At 45.1% G+C, this 23,233-nt stretch carries 29 protein-coding genes and 1 pseudogene; 22 read left to right on the top strand and 8 right to left on the bottom strand.

Annotation, left to right across the window (positions count from 1 at the left end):
• Window positions 1–54 precede the first annotated feature (54 nt).
• From KJB05_RS23310 to KJB05_RS23400, 20 genes are all read left to right on the top strand, one after another.
• A complete protein-coding gene (locus KJB05_RS23310) occupies window positions 55–213 on the top strand; it encodes a hypothetical protein (RefSeq protein WP_208444245.1) in 159 nt (52 codons plus the stop codon).
• The gene (locus tag KJB05_RS23315) at window positions 214–525 is read left to right on the top strand and encodes a hypothetical protein (RefSeq protein ID WP_010647857.1); all 312 of its coding nucleotides are present in this window, start codon (window positions 214–216) and stop codon (window positions 523–525) included.
• Window positions 518–1,039 carry a hypothetical protein gene (locus KJB05_RS23320; protein WP_208444244.1) on the top strand — a complete coding sequence of 174 codons (522 nt, stop codon included), beginning with the start codon at window positions 518–520 and terminating at the stop codon, window positions 1,037–1,039. Before KJB05_RS23315 ends, KJB05_RS23320 begins: the two co-directional genes overlap by 8 nt.
• Window positions 1,029–1,478 carry a hypothetical protein gene (locus tag KJB05_RS23325; RefSeq protein ID WP_208444243.1) on the top strand — a complete coding sequence of 150 codons (450 nt, stop codon included), beginning with the start codon at window positions 1,029–1,031 and terminating at the stop codon, window positions 1,476–1,478. The genes KJB05_RS23320 and KJB05_RS23325 overlap by 11 nt, the downstream gene beginning before the upstream one ends.
• Window positions 1,450–2,208: a hypothetical protein gene (locus KJB05_RS23330; protein WP_208444242.1), complete on the top strand. Its 759-nt coding sequence runs from the start codon at window positions 1,450–1,452 to the stop codon at window positions 2,206–2,208. The genes KJB05_RS23325 and KJB05_RS23330 overlap by 29 nt, the downstream gene beginning before the upstream one ends.
• A gap of 123 nt (window positions 2,209–2,331) precedes the next feature.
• A complete protein-coding gene (locus KJB05_RS28910) occupies window positions 2,332–2,460 on the top strand; it encodes a hypothetical protein (RefSeq protein WP_005455307.1) in 129 nt (42 codons plus the stop codon).
• Complete coding sequence (locus KJB05_RS23335; RefSeq protein ID WP_050914289.1) at window positions 2,461–3,288, top strand: major capsid protein P2; 828 nt, start codon at window positions 2,461–2,463, stop codon at window positions 3,286–3,288.
• A gap of 9 nt (window positions 3,289–3,297) precedes the next feature.
• The gene (locus tag KJB05_RS23340; RefSeq protein WP_078609543.1) at window positions 3,298–3,606 is read left to right on the top strand and encodes a hypothetical protein; all 309 of its coding nucleotides are present in this window, start codon (window positions 3,298–3,300) and stop codon (window positions 3,604–3,606) included.
• Window positions 3,606–3,749: a hypothetical protein gene (locus KJB05_RS23345; protein ID WP_010647846.1), complete on the top strand. Its 144-nt coding sequence runs from the start codon at window positions 3,606–3,608 to the stop codon at window positions 3,747–3,749. Before KJB05_RS23340 ends, KJB05_RS23345 begins: the two co-directional genes overlap by 1 nt.
• Complete coding sequence (locus KJB05_RS23350) at window positions 3,746–3,949, top strand: hypothetical protein (protein ID WP_010647844.1); 204 nt, start codon at window positions 3,746–3,748, stop codon at window positions 3,947–3,949. Before KJB05_RS23345 ends, KJB05_RS23350 begins: the two co-directional genes overlap by 4 nt.
• Window positions 3,934–4,320, top strand: a complete 387-nt coding sequence (locus KJB05_RS23355) for a hypothetical protein (protein ID WP_045376663.1) — start codon at window positions 3,934–3,936, stop codon at window positions 4,318–4,320. Before KJB05_RS23350 ends, KJB05_RS23355 begins: the two co-directional genes overlap by 16 nt.
• Complete coding sequence (locus KJB05_RS23360) at window positions 4,321–4,839, top strand: chemotaxis protein (protein ID WP_208444241.1); 519 nt, start codon at window positions 4,321–4,323, stop codon at window positions 4,837–4,839.
• Window positions 4,836–5,600, top strand: coding sequence for a hypothetical protein (locus tag KJB05_RS23365; protein WP_208444240.1), 765 nt, complete (start codon window positions 4,836–4,838; stop codon window positions 5,598–5,600). The genes KJB05_RS23360 and KJB05_RS23365 overlap by 4 nt, the downstream gene beginning before the upstream one ends.
• Window positions 5,601–5,603: 3 nt before the next feature.
• On the top strand, window positions 5,604–6,677 hold the full coding sequence (locus tag KJB05_RS23370; protein WP_208444239.1) for a hypothetical protein: 1,074 nt from the start codon (window positions 5,604–5,606) through the stop codon (window positions 6,675–6,677).
• Window positions 6,678–6,682: 5 nt separating this feature from the next.
• Window positions 6,683–7,147, top strand: coding sequence for a structural protein (locus tag KJB05_RS23375; protein ID WP_208444238.1), 465 nt, complete (start codon window positions 6,683–6,685; stop codon window positions 7,145–7,147).
• A 13-nt stretch (window positions 7,148–7,160) separates the two neighbouring features.
• Window positions 7,161–7,388: a hypothetical protein gene (locus KJB05_RS23380; RefSeq protein WP_208444237.1), complete on the top strand. Its 228-nt coding sequence runs from the start codon at window positions 7,161–7,163 to the stop codon at window positions 7,386–7,388.
• Window positions 7,369–7,557, top strand: a complete 189-nt coding sequence (locus KJB05_RS23385) for a hypothetical protein (protein WP_208444236.1) — start codon at window positions 7,369–7,371, stop codon at window positions 7,555–7,557. Before KJB05_RS23380 ends, KJB05_RS23385 begins: the two co-directional genes overlap by 20 nt.
• Before the next feature lie 89 nt (window positions 7,558–7,646).
• The gene (locus KJB05_RS23390) at window positions 7,647–7,943 is read left to right on the top strand and encodes a hypothetical protein (protein ID WP_208444235.1); all 297 of its coding nucleotides are present in this window, start codon (window positions 7,647–7,649) and stop codon (window positions 7,941–7,943) included.
• A 224-nt stretch (window positions 7,944–8,167) separates the two neighbouring features.
• Window positions 8,168–8,767, top strand: a complete 600-nt coding sequence (locus tag KJB05_RS23395) for a pancortin-3 (RefSeq protein WP_208444234.1) — start codon at window positions 8,168–8,170, stop codon at window positions 8,765–8,767.
• Between the two features lies 1 nt (window position 8,768).
• On the top strand, window positions 8,769–9,896 hold the full coding sequence (locus KJB05_RS23400; RefSeq protein ID WP_208444233.1) for a hypothetical protein: 1,128 nt from the start codon (window positions 8,769–8,771) through the stop codon (window positions 9,894–9,896).
• Here the strand turns inward: KJB05_RS23400 and KJB05_RS23405 are convergent.
• The 5 genes and pseudogenes from KJB05_RS23405 to KJB05_RS23425 form a co-directional block, all read right to left on the bottom strand.
• Window positions 9,883–10,309: pseudogene (locus KJB05_RS23405) on the bottom strand (phage protein). The gene KJB05_RS23400 and the pseudogene KJB05_RS23405 overlap by 14 nt on opposite strands.
• A gap of 579 nt (window positions 10,310–10,888) precedes the next feature.
• Complete coding sequence (gene yciH, locus KJB05_RS23410; RefSeq protein ID WP_005435166.1) at window positions 10,889–11,200, bottom strand: stress response translation initiation inhibitor YciH; 312 nt, start codon at window positions 11,198–11,200, stop codon at window positions 10,889–10,891.
• 4 nt (window positions 11,201–11,204) lie between these two features.
• On the bottom strand, window positions 11,205–11,588 hold the full coding sequence (locus tag KJB05_RS23415; protein WP_020196894.1) for a DUF3319 domain-containing protein: 384 nt from the start codon (window positions 11,586–11,588) through the stop codon (window positions 11,205–11,207).
• Window positions 11,589–11,716: 128 nt separating this feature from the next.
• Window positions 11,717–12,706, bottom strand: coding sequence for a D-alanine--D-alanine ligase (locus KJB05_RS23420; protein ID WP_208444232.1), 990 nt, complete (start codon window positions 12,704–12,706; stop codon window positions 11,717–11,719).
• A 150-nt stretch (window positions 12,707–12,856) separates the two neighbouring features.
• Window positions 12,857–13,426 carry an SPOR domain-containing protein gene (locus KJB05_RS23425; protein WP_208444231.1) on the bottom strand — a complete coding sequence of 190 codons (570 nt, stop codon included), beginning with the start codon at window positions 13,424–13,426 and terminating at the stop codon, window positions 12,857–12,859.
• Between the two features lie 236 nt (window positions 13,427–13,662).
• On the opposite strand from KJB05_RS23425, the gene KJB05_RS23430 reads away from it, so the two are divergent.
• The gene (locus tag KJB05_RS23430; protein ID WP_208444230.1) at window positions 13,663–16,296 is read left to right on the top strand and encodes an acetate--CoA ligase family protein; all 2,634 of its coding nucleotides are present in this window, start codon (window positions 13,663–13,665) and stop codon (window positions 16,294–16,296) included.
• Between the two features lie 85 nt (window positions 16,297–16,381).
• Here KJB05_RS23430 and KJB05_RS23435 read toward each other — a convergent pair whose 3' ends face one another.
• The gene (locus KJB05_RS23435) at window positions 16,382–17,269 is read right to left on the bottom strand and encodes a LysR family transcriptional regulator (protein WP_005435159.1); all 888 of its coding nucleotides are present in this window, start codon (window positions 17,267–17,269) and stop codon (window positions 16,382–16,384) included.
• Window positions 17,270–17,505: 236 nt separating this feature from the next.
• Between KJB05_RS23435 and KJB05_RS23440 the strand changes: the two genes are divergently transcribed.
• Window positions 17,506–19,644 (top strand): TonB-dependent hemoglobin/transferrin/lactoferrin family receptor, encoded by a 2,139-nt coding sequence (locus tag KJB05_RS23440; RefSeq protein WP_208444229.1) that lies wholly within the window; start codon window positions 17,506–17,508, stop codon window positions 19,642–19,644.
• A gap of 342 nt (window positions 19,645–19,986) precedes the next feature.
• Here KJB05_RS23440 and galE read toward each other — a convergent pair whose 3' ends face one another.
• Together galE and KJB05_RS23450 are read right to left on the bottom strand one after the other, a co-directional pair.
• The gene (gene galE / locus KJB05_RS23445; RefSeq protein WP_005435155.1) at window positions 19,987–21,003 is read right to left on the bottom strand and encodes a UDP-glucose 4-epimerase GalE; all 1,017 of its coding nucleotides are present in this window, start codon (window positions 21,001–21,003) and stop codon (window positions 19,987–19,989) included.
• A gap of 54 nt (window positions 21,004–21,057) precedes the next feature.
• On the bottom strand, window positions 21,058–23,016 hold the full coding sequence (locus KJB05_RS23450; protein WP_208444228.1) for a diguanylate cyclase: 1,959 nt from the start codon (window positions 23,014–23,016) through the stop codon (window positions 21,058–21,060).
• Between the last annotated feature and the right edge of the window lie 217 nt (window positions 23,017–23,233).

The raw sequence follows: 23,233 nt of genomic DNA on the forward strand, positions 1-23,233 counted from the left end.
CCGTTTGAGCACTTGCTTGCGAAATGATTTCAGCAAACTAGGAAAGGAAACCCAATGAGCAACATCGACAAAATCACCGATGCAATGGAAAAGGAAGTAAAGCGCAGCAAGGGCGGCGTGTTTTGGCGCCTCTTGTTGGTCTGGATGAAAGAAGTGAACAAACAAATCCAGAAGAAACCCGACACCGACGAACTAACAGCCGAGGTTAACTAAATGAAAATGCTATCTCTTAACGAATGTCACCAAGCTATTGCGGCTCTGGACGCTGCCGACAAACTGAACGCCAGTGTTGAAAAGGAATTGAGCCAGTTTAAAGACTTGGACACCAACGCGATAATCAAGCGTGCCAGCAAGATGCTTATGACGGGTAACTTTACGCTTGAAGCATTTGGTTTAAATCCGGCGTTATTCACCCATATCGAGCAACTAACCAAACTCAACAATGTGGCGCGTGAGAAGTACCGCGCCTGTGTTGAAGCTAACATTGAACAGCTTTCTGATGTTGAGGCGGTTGCCGATGAGTAAACATCCAAACCCAATTCGCGGGCACGTTTCGTGCCCAGTTTGTAGCAGTCCGTCAACCGTTCACCGTGTCGGTGAAGGCAAGCTGATTGCCGAAGGTGAGCCAACCAAAAACGGGCGTAATTTGGGGCTGCTTTATTACAAATGTCCAAGCTGCGGCAACAGTCCAATGAGCAAAAGCATTAACTCATTTGTCGAATCCAACATGGTGGAATCGGTAGACCAACTGAACACGCCAGAGTTGAGTGACGCCGTCACTAATGAGGGCGATATTTCAACGGTTGAGCCAGTGGTTGAAACCGTTGAAAGCACTGATACGCCTAGCTTAGAGCAAAGTGAAGTGGTAACGGTTGAAACGCTAGATAGTGAACAGCCAATGCCCGTTAAAAAGCGTGTCTTTCCGGTTAAAAAGGTCTTGGCTGGGCTGGCAATTATTGCGCTTTTGCTTTGGGCAGTACGCCAACTGATACCAACCAAAAAACCAACCGAACAGGGAGAGCCAATCAATGCAGGGTGAACTTGAAAACCAACCGGAGCACGATGATTGGGGCGACTTTTCAGCGGTTATCAGTGGACTAGAAGAAACCGAAACCACCACTGTGATTGATGCGCCAACCGAAGCCGCCAACGACGAAAAGCCAGCGGGTGAAATGTTCGAAGGGGCGCTGTCTGTCCTGTTTACCATTGCCGAGCAAGCAACCAGCATCATTTCGGGTGTGGACTTTGAATTCGATGAAAAAGGCAAAGCGGCAGTGATTGATGCTGCCTTGCCAGTGCTTGAAAAGCATGGTGACACGGTCACTTCTCTGTTCGGTAATTACATGGAAGAAGCCGTGTTAGGTTTGGCGGTGCTGTCTTTGGTCTACAGCGCGAAAAAGACCATGACACACCAAAAGGAACTGTTAGCCATAGAGGAGAAAAAACAGCGTGAGCAAAACCAAAAAGACGCCGCTTAAATTCCCTAATCCGGTGAACTCGAACCCGTCACACGATGCTGAGCATGTGATTTATGTGGCGGGTACTGGCGGGGGTAAAACCTCCGCCGTTAAGCACTTGGGATTAGTACCGAAAGCCGCGCAAGCGGTTTTTTTTGACCCATACCGAAACTATGCGGGTGCGAAGTATCGCGGGCAAATGTGCCTTGAAACCTCATCACGTGTCGCGTTCGTCAAAGCCTTGGTGTTAGCGCGTAAGCGTGGCAAGTCGTTCAAGTTGGCGTATGTACCCAGTGAGGGTGCGTGCGGTGATGAATTGGAGTTTTTCAGTGCTGCGGTGTGGGCGGTCGGTAATGGCGACGCTGACCGTCTGCACGTGGTGATTGAAGAACTCGCCAGTTGTGTGGAGACGTCCGGCAAACTCAAAGGCAAAGCGGGCGAACTGTGGCGTGGTGGCCGTCAATATGGTCTGGTGCTGCATTCGATTTTCCAACGTGGACAGGAAGTGCCGAAAACCGTCACCGAGCAATCACCCGTTTGGTGGATTGGCGCTGTTAACTCGATGGCTGACGCTCGTTGGCTTGCTGATAAAAAGGGCTTGTGTGTCGAAACGCTGGCAGGGTTGAAATCTGCCAAGCACAACAAAGCCGCGATAGGTAAACCCATTGCCGAATATTTATTGGTTCGTGATGGTATCGGCAACGTCGAAAAGTCCTCGTTTAACTGCCTGACGGGTAAGATTCACGGCTAATTTCAACGCTCATTCAACCTATAGGTTAGCCACTTAACCTATAGGTTGCTCCAACTTCCCAGCCTTTCAAATTCCTTGTTTCATGAATGCACTTTTTAACCGTGTGCAACCGAAAGGAACAACATGAAACAGCAACATAAAAACCTATTGATGGCGCTCATCATCACGCTAATCGTGATTGCGGCTATCAACAACATCAGCGTACTGACTCCGGTGCGTGAGACTCTAAACGGCGACAAAGGATGGTTCTAAATGGAAGCGCTAAAACAGCCTTTTAACCCTCGTCCTCGTGAACTTGATCCAGTGGAAGGTGTGAACTGGGGCAACCAAGCCACGCTGCGATTGGTATCGGGTCCAACTTATCAAAACATTGAGCTGGTGACTGATATTACCGACCCGTCAGACATTGAGCGCATCACTGTGAAAGTGAACGGTCGTGAAATCGTGAACGTAACCGCGCAAGACTTGATTGACTTGCAAGAGCACAAAAAAGAGTACGTGCAACAAGGTCGTTACGTGCTCAACTTCTCTGATATGTCGATGCGCACCAAGCTGGGTATCCGTACAGGTGAGCTAGTAACCCTACAAGGTGAAATCTGGTTTATGTACATCCAGCTAAAAGCTAAGTCTGGTCAAGCTGCGCCAATGATTCGAGCTCGTGCTCATACGACAGCAGCGCAATCACAACGCATCTACATGCCTCGTATCTACTCACAAACATGGTATGCAGCCTCTAGCGGTCGTACACCGTTTGACTTTGCCGAGCGTAGCGCGGCGCTGTCTCTAAAGCGTGTTCATTTGAAAGACGCAACGATTGAGCGTGTGCGTGTTCTACGTGATGAGCGCGAAGAACTGAACGTCAACAAAGCCGATAACGCTTATGACTTGGCGGCAGCGGGTCGTGAGCAAAATGCGGGCTTCTTCTCGATGGACTTCACGCGCTGCGGCTTTGGCAGTGAAGCACGTTTGCCAACGGCAGCCATGAAGCAACTCGCGTTCGAAGTCGAAAAGACGGCGGCGGGCAGTATTCCGGTACTGATTGAAGCCATCGAACAAGTGTCTGTGCCTACAGCGCAGTAAGGGGGCGTTATGGTGATGGCGCAGGAAACGTGGGGCGGTGTTTGGGATGGCGTTTTAGAAGCGGGCGGTGAACTGCTAACAGACGTAACCAGCATTGGCAAAGATTGGCTCGGCATCAAACTGCAAAATGAAGCGCAGCGCGTCGAGTCCAGCAACCCCGACGAACAGCGCAAGCACAATAACGACTACCAGCAACCAACGGGTGAGCCTGTTCATACCTCCGCTTTTGCGGGGGTAAACCCGACTTATCTCGCTATGGGTGCGGTGCTCTTACTGGTGCTTTTGTTAGTGGTATTTACCGCTAAGGGGAAGAAGTAATGCCGCTCATTCCATATCTGATTGCAGGTGCGGTGGGTGCATGGGCAGGCATCAAGGTTACGGGCGGTTTTGACCGCATCGGCTTGGTGCTTGGCTTACTTCTGGTGTGTTACATCCTCTACAAGAAAGGATTCAAGCTGTGATAGGTGGACCACTTACTAATTCTGGCTCAATGCCAATCAATGCGGGCGCCGGTCCCGCGACCAGTGGCTCAAAAGGTCAGGCAAATGGCAGCCTTTCAATGGGCAACATCAACATGGGCGGCAGTGGTATCGACCGCATCACGTTGATTGCCATTGTGATGGCGTTATTGGTGGGGCTGTGGCTATGGAAAAAGAAGTAATTCAAGTCATGACCCATTCAGCGCGTGCGCTTGGCGAACTCAAGCCAGCGTTTCGCGCTGTGCCTAACGAATACAAGGAGCTGTGCAAAGCCGTCAAGGAAGGGCGCGTGTCTTTGTATCGCTTAACCAGTGATAAGTGCGACTTGCTGATTGCGGGCGAACGTGATGGTGACAGCTATTACCTATGGGCGGTTGTCGGTCACGGCTTGGCATCGGGTATCAAGCAACTGTGTAAAACCGTGAAAGCGGCGGGCATTGGCTCACTGGTTGCGGATACCGCTTTTGAAGGTGTGGCGCGTTTGGTTCGTCGCCTTGGCGTCACACAAAAACACGATGGCGATTTCATTCGCCTCGATTTGGAGGGCTTTTAGATGGGACGTTCCAAGTCCAAATCAACCAGCACCAACAATACAACCAACGTCAGCGGTCAAAATGCCATTGATGGCGATAACCTTGGGGTGGCGCTGTCCGGCGTTAATAACTCCACGATTAACGCCAACATGACCATGACCGACCACGGCGCCATTGATGCGGCGTTGGCATTAGGTGAAGAAGCGTTTCACCTTGGCGGGGAAATGATTGATAGCAACGAGCGGGTGACGCTTGAAGCGATGGACATGAACCGCGACATGGCAGAAACCGCCATTGATGAAGTTGCCGATTTTGCGGGGGCATCGCTGAAAACCTACGCTTCAACGAACAGTGAAAACCTCAACATGTTGGCGGGGCTGGCTGGCAACCAAGCGGCGCAGAACTCGAAGAATCTCGAATCAATGATGGATCTTGCCAAGTTCAATAAGGACGGCGGGCAAGTGGAAACCAGCAAGATGATGATGGCCGTTGCCATTGTGTTGGTACTGATGCTTGGCTTTGTAATGGTGAAACGATGAATACCACTCTTATTGCGGGACAACAAATCCCGCTTACTCCAGACGGCAATTGGCTGTATTTGAAAGCGGCGCAAGGTGAAATTGATGTTTATCGAGAAGTCAGCGGTGAGCGCGTCACGCTTGGGCAGTCGTCCGTATTTAACGTGGGTGAAGGTAAGCAGCTAGGGCGCTTGCTTATCTCAAGCCGCATTGATAACGAAATCGAAATCCAGTTTGGTTTTGGTACGTTCACGCCGCCAGTGGAAGGTCAAAGCGTGGTGATTCAAGCGCTGCCAAGTGTCGAGATTAACGCCTTGCCACCAATGCAGATTGCAGAAAATCAGCAAGTCGCTATCAGTGCATTGCCATCGGTACAAATCAACCAACTGCCAGCGGTGAGCATTGCTGCCAATCAACAACTGGCGGTCAGCCAATTGCCAGCGCTTCACCTAGCGTCATTGCCTCCGGTAGCGCTGGACGGGGAGCAGTCGGTAAAGATTGCCACCATGCCCGCCGTTCGTATCTCTGCCGCGCAAATTGTTCGTGTCGCAGAAGAAGCCAGCAGCGAGTTAATCACCGAAGCGGTGAGCACTTTCCCGCACAACATTGCCCAAAAGGACACCCGCAAAGCCATCACCATCAAGGCAGCTAAGACCAACACGGAATCGGTGTTTGTCGATGCCTTTGAGTTGGAAGCGGGCGAACGTATCGAAATCGCCAGCAAAGCCGCCATGACGTTAACAGGCGCGGCGGGCGACAAAGTCACACTAATGGAGATTTAAAGCATGGGAGTTATTCGCTCAAATCTGCCAAACGGCAGCCCACGCAACAAAATCGAATATCTAGCTGACTTGCTAGATTCAATGGGAACGGGTGAAACCGTTATCAATCTACTGCCAAATGGCGAAATCAATCTTAATACGCATAGTTTGCCAACGGCGCCAACTATCAGCGTAAAAACAACTCAACCCGTAAACCCAAACGCAACCATTGAGTTTGGTCGCAATGCTGTAAGCGGTATTTATGGCTGGGGCTTAGAGCTTGCCACCTCAAAAGATACAACGGGCTGGGTGAAGCATGAAAGCAGCATCAAGAGCAGCTACAGTCACCCATCTATTCCCGCAACCAATGGCGTGCTGCGCTGTAGCATTGGGGGCGATGGTGTGGCTTATAGTGTGTTTAGCGCGCCCCAAGGCGGTAAAGCGCATAATGCTCTCAAAGCTCGCGTCCTTGTTGGCGCTTCGGCCAATGCCAATATCACTGTTGGTATTGCTCGCGTACTCATCGACGAAAACACGGGTGAAATCAGCATCACCAAAGTGATGGATAACCAATATCACCGCATGGAAACCAAAGCCAAGGCCGAGCACTACATTACGCCAACATGGATTGAAACGCCGGAGCTCGTTTGCCAGTTTGACGGGGGTGCTGGCTTGTTTGTTGTCTATGTGCATGTAACCAATGATACGTCATTCATGATTTACGGCGCAGAAGCCTGGCACGCGTCCGTTGGTCATTTAGCACAGGGCGATGCTGTGACATTGCCCAATCCAGTGGCAATGACGGCTTATCACAATTACACCCGCATGCTGAAAAGTAGCAACGCCGAGTACATATCAGGCCGCCGCTATAAGTGGAGCTTTAGTCGTCATTATCACTTTGCGTTTCACCCTAAGCACCATTTAACACTGTGGCACAGCATGAGCTATCAAAACGGGTTTAGCGCCGACATTGTGGAATATGGGAGCAATTACGTGGTGATTGAATACTCTCAAGCAATGTTTGATTGGCTTACTGACAATCAATCGCTGAGTGTGGCTTATACCGCGATTCCGGTCTGCATTAACTTTTACGGTTAACGCTTATGCCTCTGTTTTTAATCGTATTTGTCATTCTAGGAATGGGAGCTTTTACCATGACAACCACATCAAGCGTTCGCGGGGTGCGCATCAATAACCCGCTTAACATTCGTATTGCTGGCAACGCATGGAAAGGCAAGGTGACGCCGTCACGCGATAAGGCATTCGAAACCTTTAAAGCACCTGAATGGGGCTTTCGTGCGGGTGCTGTCTTGCTGCGCAATTACCAGCAACGGCATGAGCTGTTCACGCTAAGTGAAATCATTCACCGATTCGCGCCACCAATCGAGAACAAAACCCACAATTACGCGCAGTTCGTTGCGGGTCGTGTTGGGGTTGGTATCGATGAGCGCATTGATTTGGTCAACAACATGCCGCTATTGGTCGAAGTCCTGCACGCCATGAGCATCATGGAAGTCGGGCGCCATTACAGCAAAGACACCGTGATTAAAGGTGTGAAACTGATTTAGGGAGAAATCAAACATGTTTGAACGTTCAACATTAAAAGGCTTGGCGTTATTAGGTTCAGTCGTCGCTGCAGCGACAGGCTACGGACATTTATTCAGTGTCGAAATCACCGAAACGGGCGTACACCTCGGCGGTGCGATTGGCTTGGCAATTCCGGCGGTTATCGGTGTTTATGAAGCGCTGCCGGACAGCTGGAAACCGACCAAAAGTGTAGGGGGCTTGGATGGAAGCCGCCCTAGTTAACGCTTTATCTGGTTTGGGCTTTTCGTCTGAATCGCTTGTGATGTTTGCGCTTATGGGGATGAATCTGAAATACCAGATTGCTATCAACAAGCAACTCACCAAAGGACTGCAAGATGTTAGAGAAAGCGTGTTAGTTCTTAAAGCTAAAAACGAGAAGGGAAGTCACTAATCCATCAAAAGAATATAAAACTAGTTGAGCACATGACAAAAACCACAGTAATATAGTGGTTATACATAAAAATCATTCGAGGTTTATCAATGAGTTATTTTGTTATGTGCACTTTTGATTTATTTAATGCGACATCAGCAGACTATGAGAATGCCTATTCTGTTCTGGAGGATCACGGTTTAAAAACATCATTAACTTCTAGTAGTGGAAAAACTGTTGATTTACCGAACACGACAGCTGCAGGTTTATTTACTGGTGAAAAATGCGCATCGATAGGAGATGACATTCTTCAAAGGGTGAAGGAAGGGTTTAACGCGAAAGGATTAAAGTATAAGGTTTTTGTCACCGTAGCTGACGGATATGCTTGGAGACACTCGAAAAACTAATTGTTACTAACTCGCCCTTAACGTCCTGAAAGACTGCATCTTTACCATCAGTCTTTCAGGATTATATAAATTAAGCCATTAACTCATTTCTTTTTATAACCTTATATTTTTCAATGTTTTTTTAACTCACCCCCTTGGAATAATGTGCAAAAAGCCTCATATAACTTAAGTCCTGAATTGCTATAGGGACAAGTAACCAAACATTTTTACGCGAGGCTTTATTAATGCATGATTACGCAATATTTAACCATTCTCGTTCTTTTATTGGACGTTACCTTGGGCTGGCTTCGTTTGTACTAGCCTCAGCTCTAACCTCAATGTTTGCCGCACTATCTGTACTGACTGGTACAGTTCTTTTCGCTGGAGCTAGTGTTACTTCCGCTTTAGTTTATTTAATACTTCATTGGCTCTTCAACCGTGTGGCATGGAAGATCAAATGGTTTGAAATTCCCGACATAAGCGGGGTTTGGTTAGTAAGAGGAGAAACATTAAACGATGATGGCACCGTTCGTTATCACTGGGAAGGTGAGCTAGATATAAGCCAAACATGGGAAAAAATCCTGATTTCACAAGAAACAGCCAAGAGTGAAAGTAATAGTTATACAGCAACCCTTGCCAAGCTCAACACAACAAAAGGCGGCAGTATCCTTCATTACAGTTACAAAAACACACCTAAAAGTGACCAATACCATGAACTCCAGCATCACACAGGGTACTGTGAGATCAAGTTTGCTCAAGATGCAAAGAGCGCCGAAGCAGCTTATTTCAACAGCAACGGAAGACGAACGTTCGGAAAAATGTACCTAACTAAGAAGGAAGCATAAGATGATTGATTTTGAAAAACGCTTGAGCAGCTTGAAAGATAGACGCCAAGGGGCGTTAGCAAGAGCTACTTTAGATAAAATTGCTCTAAATAAGTCGTTAGGTCTTGAGTCATCGAGTCTGGATGATCGAAAAACCGAGGATTATGAAGCGTTAACTCAAAGTGCAGCTATTAAATATACGATTGGAGCAATGAGTGCTGTAGATGATAAGTCGACGCAAGTTTCTATTAGTGAAGGAGAACGTGTTGCAAGCACGTTAGTCAGTCTATTAGAGACTGATGGCATTAATACTTGTTTTCGAATGCAAGGCTCAGTGCCGTTGGATGTTCACATAAAAGGGCACTCTGATGTAGACATGCTGATCCTTTTAAGAGATATCTTTATTTATGAAACACCATGTGCCACAGGTGTTAATTACTACCCTGCAAGTGACCAACGAGCAATGGTTGATATCGTTAAAGAACTTCGAGAAAAGTGTGAAGAAAAACTGACATCTCGCTATTTTGTTGCTGATGTAGATTGTAATAAAGCGAAAAGTATCGAGATGAGCGGCGGCAGCTTGAGAAGAAAAGTAGATATCGTACCGTCATGTTGGTACAACAATATTGACTTTCAACTAACTGGCGACGAAACAGAAAGGCAAGTCCGTATTTACAATAAAGAAGAGCATAAGCTAATAGGTAACTCACCGTTTAAGCACATTAAGCTAGTTGACCAAAAAGACAAACTTTACAACGGAAACTTGAAAAAATGTGTCCGATTGGTAAAAAACTTAGTAGCCGACATGCCTGAATACAAAAAAACGACGGCTAAAAAGCTTTCCAGCTTTGACATTGTCGGCATTGTTTACAATATGAATGATCTGTTGCAAGCCAGCACCTATACTCCTTTAGCACTGGTTAACGCGTTACGTATCCAGTTCGGTCTCCTTAAACTTATTGAAGCAACGAGAGATATAAAGGTTCCTGACGGCTCAAGAAAAGTTCTTGATTCTGAAGAAAAAATAGAGGCGCTAGGGGTAATTTATGACGAAATTTTAGCTTTATCAGAAGCTCTAAACAAAGACATTGACCCTTGGAGCTCGTCATACAAGCCAGAACGTCTTACTGAAAAGGTTATTTGGTTTTAACTTTTGACGGTGTCCACTTGGCGGCTTTCATTCGATGGCCGCCACGAAAAGGTAAGACGTTTTCTTTTGCTGGGTAGACCTTCGGTTGGTCTATATGTCCAAACTTTTCGACAAGCTGGCGGTGCTCATCACGCCAGAACACAAAACTTTCCAATTCTTTCGGACTGAACTCACGACCAGACGGCGTGATGATGATGGCGCGTTTCTCACACACGAAAGCCAGACCAACGTAAATCATTAGGCAAGTAACCAAGCGACTTAATCAGCATGAGTTTTTCTGCCATTGGATTGATTGGAACAGTGCCATCAAGCCAACGGGTAATCGTCGGTTTGGACACGTGAAAATATTCAGCGCCTTGCTTGATGGATTTAAACTCACGCCAAAAGAGTGTGCGGAATGACTCGTGAAACATGACAACGCTCGCATATTGGATAACTGACTAAAATTAATTTTCTTGTTGTTTTTGCCGATACGGAACGCTTCATAATGTTGCGGTCGGGGATTTCGGCGTTTTTCGTAGATTGCACAAAACAATCGTTAGGAATAGTACAAGTAACTTGAGTTATGGAAACTCACAAAATTAAAAATTACAGCTTGGTTATCAGACACTTATGAAACGCTTAATCAAATAGTTAGCCTTTGTTAACAATCACCCCTCAAGTGCGCATTATGTATATTATGTTAAATTATATATCCATGTACGCCAATTCTTCTCTAGTTTGGTCTCCTATCCCTCTCAGATTTTAAAATACAGCGCTTTTTGGCGGTGTCATTAAACATAACCGTGATTTACCATAAAATAGCTAATATGGATCTATCAATCTACGATTGCTCGCTCTGCTATTAGCTGGTTTTCTTTGACGGACAATTTGTGTTTATCGTTCTGCACTGATTGTTATCTGCCGTTTCGCTCTACAAGTCATCACACAAACTACAGATACAAAAAGAGCGTCAATTGAGACGCTCTTTAAAATCTACTGAACAGTTTGAATTAACCACCGGCTAATTTTACTGTCATGCCTTTCTTCTCAAGATGTGCTTTGATCTTGTCACGAGCATCACCTTGAATTTCGATGTTGCCATCTTTTACAGAGCCACCGCAACCGCAGACTTTCTTAAGTTCAGCGGCTAACAGTTTTAGTGGCGCGTCATCCATATCCAAACCAGTTACGATACAAACGCCTTTGCCTTTGCGGCCTTTAGTTTGCTTTTGAATACGAACAATACCGTCGCCTTTAGGACGTTCGACTTTTTCTTCTTCTGGTTTGATTCGACCAGTTTCTGTTGAATATACGAGAGTCATACTCTTATTTCTTTTGTTGTTGTGCTTGTAGCGCTTTTTGTTTCGCAACCAAATACGCTTCGATATGGCGTTGAATCGCAGGCTTCGCGCCCTTGATCAATTTGCCATTGAACATACAGTACCAAGCGTTAGGCTCGCCTGTGTCGTTCTTTATCGTGTAGCCGTTAAATACTTCAGATTGAGGATTGTTAGTGCTTTGCGCTCTTTGCCCCAGAGTTGCGAACTCTTTTGGGTCAATAATAGAAGCAGTGTCACACCACCAATCTATGCTCTTTTTTACCGCCGTCAAACTGCCTTGTAAAACGTGGTTTTTGATCTTTACCTTCCAAACGCTACCATCAGGTCCGCCCGATTGCAGGTTAAAACCTCTATAATTTGAAATTGCCATACCACTGAGCCATCTATTTAATGCTTTGATACAATCATAAATGCAACTGAGTAATATTCAAACTTTAACGCTGTGACATTACTCAGTTATGCTTAGGTTTACCACAAAATGAATGACGGTAACGTTAGTTAGATTGCAGTATGAATACAATCTGCTAGGAATTCGTGGAATTTGTGACCGTTGTTTTGCAGCATTTTAGGGAACATCGAAATCGGCGTCATACCCGGGAACGTGTTTACTTCGTTTAAGTAGATTTCATCATCTTCTGTTAAAAAGAAGTCGATGCGCGATAAATGACGTAAATTCATTTGCTTAAACACAGTTTCTGAAGCCACGCGAATCGCTTCTACCTGTTCTTCCGTTAGGTTTTTCGCTTCTACTTCAGTCAATGAATGGCTCGAGCTGCTGTACTTTTCATCGTACGAGTAGAAAGCACCATCAGGCGCAATCACTTCGCCAGGCTTAGTGATGAATAGCTGACCATTCATCTCATAAGCTGCGACTTCCAGTTCACGAGGCTTGACTGATTTTTCTACCAATACTTGCTCTGAGAAACCAAATGCATCGTTAACGGCTTGCGATAAAGCTTCCTTTTCAGTGACGCTGTAACAGCCAACTGAAGAACCTTGACGAGCCGCTTTGACAAACACTTTACCCCATTTATCAAACGCTTGTGACGCTTGTTCATGGGCTTGTTCATCATTACGCGTTAAGAAAAGGTATGGTGTGTTTGAGATACCAATCGCATCGTACCAAAGCTTTGATGTGATCTTATTGAAGCTGTTGCTGCTCGCTTCAGGCCCACAACCTAGGTAAGGAATACCCGCGATTTCAAACATAGATTGGATATCACCAGTTTCACCCGGGAAACCGTGGATACAAGGGACAATGAAATCGATATCTAGGTTAAGGTTGTCTGAGCAAAGCTTTTTGGTATTAAGGTCCAAATAAACCAGTTCACCTTGGTTTGTCACCCAACCTTCATTTTTGATTTCTACGCGCGTCACGCTTACGTTTTCGATCAGATTTAACTGTTGCTCTACAAAGTTTGCAGAAAGCAGTGAAATCTCGTGCTCAGATGAGCCGCCACCGCATAGTAAAAGGATATTTTTGATCATGAATCAATCTTTCCGTGATTTCCAAAAGATACTATTCAGTATGATAAACCTTTGAGTAGTAACGTACAGTAATTTTACTGTGAGGAATACTGTTCGAATAGGAATTAACCAAAGAAAGAAGGGAGCATTTTGCTCCCTTCCCTTGTTCAATTAGTTTAGCTTGTTAAGCGTTGGATATGCCGAGTTTTTAATGGCATCAATGCTCTTAACGAAAGGCTTAAGTTGCTGGAAATGACTCGGTAATGTTGAGATCGCATTCTTCGCTTCTGCGCTTGTTGCGTAATCACCGTAAAGCACTGAGAACCATTTCGTGCCGTTTACCACTTTGTAGTTTTCCCAGATTGGCTGGCCGTTTTGAGGAAGTTGACGTGCAAACTGGTCAACTTTCGCTTGGCTACCTACAGCAACAACTTGAATGGTGTAACCAAAGCGCTGGATACCCGCTTGTTTCTTGCTAGGCGGAATGATCTTAACTGGTTTCGCCTGATCTTTAGGGGTTAGTTTCACCACCTTTTTCTCTTCAGGCTTCGCAGTCATTTTTACAACTGTTGGTTCTACGTCTTTCTCAACCACTGCGTTCTCAGACGACATAATTGGTTTAGAAATTGACTGAGATTGGTAGTCTTCTCGGTAGCTTTCTGACGTTACGTCAGTGATGTAAGTTTCCGATGCACAAGCAGAAAGCAGTACAGACAAGCCGATGATTGCGATTTTTTTCATGAAGTAACAAACGCTCTGGATAAATATTACGATAAATCATGCCGATAGCAGGCTATTTTATCAAGCACCAAACACAATAAACTGTGATTTTGATGTGATGAGTGACACAAACTCTGTACGCTTGGCTCAGTTTTAAGCCAATGTCTGACCTGTTCATATTTCAACAGTGACTTATTCGTTTATGATTGTATGAGGAATGACCAACCGTTCTCGGTGTCACTGGCCAAGGAGTCACAATGAACAAACTACAAAAACTCTTTAAACCGAATTCTGTTGCAGTGATTGGTGCTTCTCAAAAAGAACTGCGCGCCGGCCAAATCGTAATGCGAAATTTACTACAGAGTGGCTTTGGTGGCGCTATCATGCCCGTCACACCGAAATACAAATCAGTCTCCGGCGTGATTGCTTATCCAAACGTGGCTTCCCTGCCCTATACGCCTGATATTGCCATACTCTGCACCAATGTTTCTCGCAATAAACAGCTGTTGAAAGAGCTTGATGAACGCGGGACTGAGTTTGCAATTGTCATCTCTGACGATGCAGAAAGCTTAGATCTCTCAGACTTGAACATTCGTGTGCTTGGCCCTAACAGTCTCGGCATCATTCTACCTTGGCATCACTTTAACTGTTCCTTTTCTCCTGTTGCGGCGAAACCAGGAAAGATCGCCTTTATTTCGCAGTCCGCAGCGGTGTGTACGACCGTGTTGGATTGGGCGAATGATAAAAACATCGGTTTCTCTTCATTCATCTCTATTGGGCAAGGCCAAGATATCGACTTTGCTGAGCTGCTTGACTATTTGAGTATGGATGGCAAAACAGAAGCGATTTTGCTTTATGTCGACTCGATTAAAGATGCACGACGATTTATGTCCGCAGCACGAGCAGCTTCTCGTAATCGACGCATCTTAGTGCTTAAAGCAGGACGTTCGACTCAAGCTCGTACGCTTGGAGAAAAAGATATAGATTCTCTCGACGTTATCTATGATTCAGCAATCAGAAGAACCGGTATGCTGCGTGTTGGTAATACACACGAATTATTCGCCGCAGTTGAAACGCTCACACATTCAGTCCCGCTACGAGGTGAACGTCTCGCGATAGTAACCAATGGCGGTGGCCCAGCAGTGATGGCCGTTGACACCTTATTAGATAGAGGTGGCAAGCTAGCAACGTTAGATGAAGATTCTATCGCTAATCTGCGTGGTCAATTGCCGGATAGTTGGCGAGGTGTAAATCCAATCGACTTAGCTGGCGACGCAACGAAAAAGCGATACGTCGATACCATCAACGCATTGATGAACAATGACTGCGCTGATGCGATTTTGATTATGCACAGCCCTTCGGCTGTCTCAGATTCGTTAGAGACAGCAAACGCAGTAATCAAAGCCATACAAGCGCATCCGAGACATAAACATTTTAATATTCTCACCAATTGGTCTGGTGAACAGACCTCTAGAGAAGCACGCTTAGCATTCACGCAAGCAGGCATTCCAACCTACCGAACACCAGAGAGTGCGGTCGTTGCTTACATGCACTTAGTCGAGTACAGACGAAACCAGAAACAACTGATGGAAACACCGACTACGGCGGAACCGCTCCATTCCGGCAGTGTGAGTTCTGCTCGCGAATGGGTGAATGAGCAACTACTGGATAAAAACACAGTTACATTAGATACACACCAAACAAGCCCCCTATTTGAGCAGTTTGGTTTTGATATTCTCCCGACTTGGATTGCTTCAGAAGTCACAGAAGCCGTTCATATGGCAGAGAATATTGGCTATCCGGTTGCAGTAAAGCTTCGGTCTCCAGATATTGCTCATAAATCAGATGTACATGGTGTCGCGCTTAACCTGCGCAATAGCCAAGAAGTATCTAGCGCCGCGCAAGCCATTTTAGATACCGCTAAGCTCAGTTACCCTGCAGCCAACCTTCAAGGCCTTTTAGTACAAGGGATGGCAAAGCTTGGTAGCGCAGAGGAGTTGCGTGTCAGTATTGCCGTGGATAAGGTTTTTGGCCCTGTAATCTTACTTGGACAAGGTGGTTCAGACTGGAACATTACTCAAGATGCCGTTGCAGCCCTGCCACCACTGAACATGAATCTGGCGCGCTATCTGATCGTCATAGCGCTCAAATCAGGCAAGGTGCGGCTGCAGAAACACAAAGACGCTCTAGACATCACAGAGCTGTCAAAATTCTTGGTGCGAATCTCTCAGATGGCCGTTGAACTACCAGAAATAGAAAGACTGGATATTCATCCAGTACTGGTGTCTGGTAGCGATTTAACCATCATCGATGCGGACGTTACGCTGAAGAAATACGAAGGCGACGCGCAAGAACGATTAGCTATCCGCCCTTTCCCTGCCGAGTTCGTGGAGACGGTGACCTTACGAGATGGGCAACCTATTTTGCTTCGTCCAATCTTACCAGAAGACGAACCAATCCATGCGCAGTTCATCAATAGCGTATCTAAGGAAGATTTATATAACCGATTCTTCTCTGACGTCGGCGAGTTCAACCATGAGGCACTCGCGAATCTGACACAAATCGATTATGACCGAGAGATGGCTTTTGTCGCCGTTGCATTCGATGAAAATGGACCTTCCATTATCGGTGTGGCGAGAGCGTTAATAACACCGGACAATAGCGACGCAGAATTTGCGATTTTAGTTCGTTCAGATTTGAAAGGAAAAGGATTGGGTAAACTGTTGATGCAAAAGATCATCAGTTACTGCCAAATCAAAGGGACCAAACAGATGTCTGGTATGACGATGCCCACTAACCGCGGGATGCTGTCACTTGCGCAAAGTTTAGGTTTCGAATTGGATGTTCAGTTTGCAGATGGCACTGCCGATATGGTTTTACCTTTGAATTAATTGTGTTCATCTACTGATGAAGTAACAAAAGAAAGGACGCATCGCCGCGTCCTTTTCTTTATTCCTGTACAAATTAGTGACAAGGTCACTTCATTTTCCAGTTTTTCTTTAGGTATTGTACGCACCAAGACTTCGCTTCACCCATCGTATTTCTACGCCAAGCTAGGATGATATCTATCGGCTTACTTTCTGCGCCATCAATGTACTTGAGCTGACCGCTTTCTACCAAAGGCTGTGCAACTTGCGTTGGCAAGGTACCGATCCCTAGTCCCGATAATAGAGCTTCAACCTTTGCTGAAAAGTTAGTAACGGTCAGACGTGGTTGTTTTTGCATTACATTGATCGACAGCGCTGGTTGTTCTCGCGCAGTATCTGCAATGGCTATGACTCGATACTTTTCCCTTGCCGCGTCATCAAATTCCCCACTGCGTTTATGAACATAATGATCAGCCGCTGCTACCCAAACCATACTTAGTTTGCCAATTTTTTCTGCTTTTACATCTTGTGGGAGCGTATCTAAAGCTGGACAAACCAATAAATCTGAACGCCCGGTATTTAATGATTCCCAACTGCCAGCAAGAATCTCTTCTTGCAGTCGGATCCGTGTACTACTCACATTGGACAACGCATCAACCATAGGGAAGAAATTTGCGATAGGAATAATGCCATCGAACGCAACGGTAATATCCAACTCCCAACCATTCGCTAACAAGGTAGCATCATTGACGAGTTTTTCGCTTGCTTGAAGGATTGCCCTGCCACGCTCAAGTATTAACTTACCGGCTTCGGTGAAATGTGCTTTATGACCAGAACGGTCGAAAATGATGATATCAAGGTCTTGCTCTAGCTTTTGAATCTGATAACTCAACGAAGACGGTGCGCGGTCTAACTCGTTGGCTGCAGCAGCAAAACTTCCTCTTCTATCAATGGCATCCAAGATATGAAGTGCTTCTAACGTGATTGGACTCTGCACAATAACTCCCTATTTATGTGATAGCTATCACAGTAGTGGTATTTGAAAAATCACTCAAAAAAACGACTTTAGACAATATAACACATTGATTATCAAAGACTAGGCGGTGCGTAGTACAAATTTCCATTGATAAAAACAACATTAAACAACAATGGTAATGATAGTAATTACCATTTAGATCCACTAAGATGCCGCACGTTGTTATTGCCTATTATGGATTTAAGGTATTAAAGCCAATGTATAAAAAATCAATTTTATCAGCCTCTATTGTCATCGCCCTCTCCCAAGGCGCTTACGCTGAAGAAACATCAACGTTCAATGAAGTCGTTGTTTCTGCCACTCGTACTAACCAAACTATGGATACTGTAGCAGCTTCTGTTGCCGTTGTTTCTGAGAAAGATCTCGAAGAAAACATGGCAAAAGATCTTAATGATGTATTCGAATACACACCAGGCGTTACTGTTAACGGTACTCAACGTCAAGGTGTTCAAAGCATTAACATTCGCGGCATGGAAGGCAAGCGAGTGAAAATCTTGGTAGACGGAGCTTCTCAGCCAGGTGTATTCGACGGCGGTCCATACTCTTTCATTAACTCTAGCGCCGTGACTGTCGACCCTGACATGCTAAAAAGCGTTGAGATTGTAAAAGGTGCGGCTTCTAGTTTGCACGGTAGTGATGCTATCGGTGGCGTTGTTGCATTTGAAACGAAAGATCCAAGTGACTTCTTGAAGGACGGCAAAGACTTTGGTGGCCAAGCTAAGCTTTCTTACTCTTCTGAAGATAACTCGTTTGCAGAGCACATTGCGGTTGCGAAACGATTTGATAATCTTGAAGCATTGGTGGCATACACACGCCGTGACGGTTCTGAACTACAAAACTTTTCTAAAGCGCCTTACGACGACTACTCAGTGACGGACCAAGATTACTACAAAAACGATTTGTTGGTTAAATTGCAGTCACAATTGAATGAAGACCATCGTTTGGAGTTTTTGGGTGAAGTAATTTACAACCAAACGGACTCAGACATCGCGAGTTCTTCATACAAAAACTTCAATGCAGAAGACCAAACTAAGCAAAACCGTCTTGGTTTGAAACACATCTGGTTTGCTGATTTAGCTATCTCAGACACGATCACTTCTCAGCTAACTTGGACAAGTAAAGAAGAAAACGGTGTAACAAACCGCTTTAAAGAAGCAAGTCCTGGCTTCCCACCGTGGGTTCCGCCTAATGGTGATAACCAGCAGAAAAAAGACTACGAATACACTGAAGACAAGATCGAATTTGAAACTCAGTTAGACAAAGAGATTCAAAACCACTACTTGGTTTACGGCCTGTCTTACAAACACAGCGACATCAGCAACACAAACCGCGAGTTTAACTCTGATCCAGGCACGCCTGACACGGTTTACATTTACACGCCAGATGCTAAAGAACAAAGCTTTGGTTTATTCTTGCAAGATGAAATCGCACTACTTAACGACAAGTTAATCTTAACTCCTGGTGTACGTTACGATTACTTCTCTACTGATCCATCAGATACCTCTGAAGAGTCATTCAAGAAGTTCAGCGATTCTGCGTTTACTGGCCGTCTAGGTGCAACATATAAGCTGTCTCAACCAGGTACGGTATTCGCTCAAGTAAGCCAAGGTTTCCGTGCACCATCATTTGATGAGCTTTACTACACGTACGACAACCCAGGACACGGTTACACTAACCGCCCTAACCCAGACCTAGAGTCTGAAAAGAGCTTGTCTTACGAATTAGGTTACCGTCATAACACAGCAGCGTCGGCTACAGAGTTCGCACTTTACTACAGTGATTTCACCGACTTCATTGATCAAACATCATCGAGTAATGGTGGTCTAACTGAATACACGTTCATCAACATCAATGAAGCTACAGTAAAAGGTGTCGAGCTGTCTAATAGCCTTGACTGGCACGCTATTGCTAGCCTTCCTAAAGGTGTAACGACTCGTCTAGCTGCAGCGTACACTGAAGGTGAAGATGGTGATGGTAATCCGCTTAATAGTGTGAACCCTTGGAATGCGGTTGCTGCAGTAAACTACGATTCACCAAACGCACTTTGGGGTACAAGCTTAAAAGTTAACTACACAGCGAAGAAGTCTAACAGTGATATCAACTCAGATGGTGACAATGGCGGAACTCAAGACCAAGTTGCACTACCATCAGCGACAGTTGTTGATCTAACGGCCTACTACAAGCCAATGAAAGACCTAACCGTTCGTGCAGGTGTGATGAACTTGACGAATGAAGAGTACTACTTGTGGAACGATGTACGTGGTGAAACTGAGCTAAGCCGTGATATCACGCAAGCAGAGCGTAACTACAACATTAGTGTCAAATACGAGTTCTAAGTGTTACAAACACAAAAAAGCCAGCATTATGCTGGCTTTTTTTATGTGCTTTCATTTCAAAAATGTTAAGAAAAGAATGAAAAATGAAAGACTATTGTTTTGCCATCTCTTTTTTCACCATTACTGCTGCTGCAACGATGAATGCGATGATTAAACCAAGTTCCATGAACTACCCCGAATAGTTTAATGAAAATTTACGACCTAAATTAAGATTCGCACATAGTTTAGCATTTCTATTTATCGAAGCTACCTTTTAACCAGTAATTTACGAATTTTTCCGATTTAGATCAAAAAAGGCGCAGAAGTGCGCCTTTTTGTTATAAAAGTGTAAAACTTGAAGTTTTAAGCGTCTGGATAACCTTGAGGGTTATTTGACTGCCAGCGCCAAGTATCACTCGTCATCTCTTCAAGTGTACGGGTCGCCTTCCAACCGAGTTCGTTTGCTGCTTTTGAAGGATCCGCCCAACACTCTGCGATATCGCCAGGACGGCGATCCACCAGCTTAAACGGAACTTCTTTGCCAGAAGCGGCTTCAAACGCTTTCACCATTTCCAATACGCTGTAGCCATTACCTGTACCCAGGTTATAGATATGTAGGCCTGCTTTGTTGCCTACTTTATCAAGAGCAGCAACGTGACCATCAGAAAGATCCATTACGTGGATGTAATCACGAACACCTGTACCATCTTTAGTTGGGTAATCACTACCAAATACCGACAGGAATTCACGACGACCGACCGCAACTTGAGAAACGAACGGCATCAAGTTATTAGGAATGCCTTGTGGATCTTCGCCAAGCTCACCGGTTGGGTGTGAACCAACAGGGTTGAAGTAACGCAGAAGTGTGATGCTCCAATCTGGATTCGCTTTTTGGAAATCCGTTAGACACTCTTCTACCATCAACTTACTGCGACCGTATGGGTTGGTCGCACTTGTTGGGAAGTCTTCCATAATTGGCACAGAAGCTGGATCACCGTAAACCGTTGCTGAAGAGCTAAATACGATCGATTTAACGCCGGCTTCGCGCATAGCATCAACAAGAACAAGCGTACCATTTACGTTGTTATCGTAATATTCAAGTGGCTTTTCTACCGACTCACCAACCGCTTTAAGACCAGCAAAATGGATAACGGCTTCAATGTTGTGTGTTGTCATTGCATCAACAAGCGCTGCTTTGTCGCGAATGTCTGCTTCAATGAATACTGGTTTTACGCCACAAACCTTTTCGATGCGCTCAAGCACAGTTGGTTTACTATTGTAAAGGTTATCGAGGATAACTGGTGTCATACCAGCTTCGATCATTTGAATACAAGTGTGGCTGCCAATGTAGCCCATACCACCCGTAACAAGTACTTTCATTTTATCATTCCTTCTGACGCGAATCGGGCTAGTCTAAAGGTTTCTAGCCCGTTTTTAAACTGTATCTGGGGATTCGCAACCCATTAAAATTGCTTGGCCTTTACCGGCCTTCTTCGCTTGATACATGGCAGTATCTGCGCTTTTAAGAATTCGGGTAGCGTCACGCTCGTTAACACCCACCAATTTCACACCGATACTAACGCCAACTTTCAACAAAGAACCACGATACTCTATTGGAGCACAAATCGTTTCTAATAACTGCTCTGCAATCCTAGTCACCACTTTTTGATTGGCTGGATTCACTAACATGACAAATTCATCACCAGACAAACGAGCAATCAAATCACTGTGTCTTGTGGCTCCAGTCATACGTTTAGCGACAATCTTAAGCACTTCATCCCCAGCATCATGACCATAAGTATCGTTGATACCCTTAAAACCGTCCAAGTCGAGATAAAGTACCGCAAACTCGTCACGCAGATAGCCTGATCTTTGTACTAATTCTTCCAATTCGAAATGGAACTTTGAACGGTTAGCAAGTCCCGTCAACGGATCGTGATGCGCTAAGTATTCTAAACGCTCCATCTCTTTTGCACTTGAAAGGTCGGTTAGGATTATCACCATATCGAACGAGTTCTGATCTTCACTCTTAATGATACGATTCACTCTCGCAAACATTGGTATAAGCTGGCCTAGATGGTTTTTTTCTATTACTTCACCTTGCCACATTCCATAGTTTTCAATCGATTCGATGATACTTGGCATCATTGCTTGCAGTTTCCGCCAGCGAATTGATTTTATAAACGGCTGTCCAACCAATTGTTCGGCGGTCAAACCAATCAACTTTGTCACCGCCGGGTTTACCATCGTAATAACCCCAAGATGGTTGAGAACAACTAAGCCATCTTGACTGCTTTCAAATACACGCCCGGCAACTCGTTGTCGGTTCATCGCTTCTTCGATCTCGGTGATATCCTGAATCACAAAAAGAAGATAGCCGTGTTTTGCTAATCGGCGACTGGTTAAACTTAATTGCTGTTCATCTTCTGCATTTTGTAGATGGATGTCGTCACACTCTAAGCCTCGACTTAAAATTTGTCCTAACTCATTTGGCGCTTTAGTTTGGATCAAGTCGCAGATATTTGCCGTTTCTAATCCATGGTAAGTCTTTTCGAAAATCCTCTGCGTTGCCTTATTACAGTGAATTACGCGACCTAAGTTATCCGTTACGATAAGCGCATCTTGAATCGAATCTACCACTTCTTCTGCAAACGCTTTACGACGTTCCAGCACTTCCAAACTGTGTTTACGTTGTTTTTCTAGTCTTTTTTGCTTGTCTACCATCAGATTCAGAGTAGCCACGAGTTGCCCTACTTCATCTTTTGAACGGTGACTAATGCGGCCACTCAAATGATGGCCATTAGCGAAGTCTTGGAGTGCTTGATTGACTTCCACTAGAGGGCGAAGAACACGACGCTCGACACCGATATAAAAGGTAACGCCACCAGCAAGAAGAATGATTAGGAACAGAAGCCCATCTTGCAATAGCGCATCTCTTACCTGCATCAAAGGACGTTGAGACAATGTGACTCTAATCGTTCCAATCACCTGTCCGTCATGGATTATCGGTTCAAGCACATAAAGAAAATGAGCAGATAACGCATACCCCATTGCATGCAGATGACTTCGCTCATGCTTTGTTGGCGAAGGCGCTGAAAAACCGTCGAGAGCAAAAATCGCAAATGGTTGATTTTCTTTGTCGTAAAGCTTAACGCGTGATACGTTTGGCTCCTTCAGAAAGTCAGCCAAAATAGATTGCGCTTTTTGCTTGTTCTTTGTGGCCAGCGCATCTTTAATTGAGTGAGATACGTCATTGATGAGCACTTTTGTTTGTTCAACAAGTTCATGTTTTGCTGACTGGTAGGTGATGTACGATGTGTAACTTTGAGATGTAACAAAGATGACCGTGATGAAAACGAGAATCGGCCATATTAGCTTTGCTCTTAATGACATATATATTCCTGTCGCAGAAAGCAACCAAAAGAACAAAAGGGTTGCTATGCAAACTATTACACAAAAAGAAGAGCCAAGACTAACACGACAGGCACTGAAATGAACCTAAAATTCTCAGATATTAGACTGATTAATCATGATTTTCTTGAAAATTCGGATCATTTCAAATTCCCAGTCGATCATTTATGGCGTATTTTTTCGAACACCTGCTTGAAAA

It is taken from the genome of Vibrio sp. B1ASS3, from assembly GCF_905175355.1.
Taxonomy (GTDB): Bacteria; Pseudomonadota; Gammaproteobacteria; order Enterobacterales; family Vibrionaceae; genus Vibrio; species Vibrio owensii.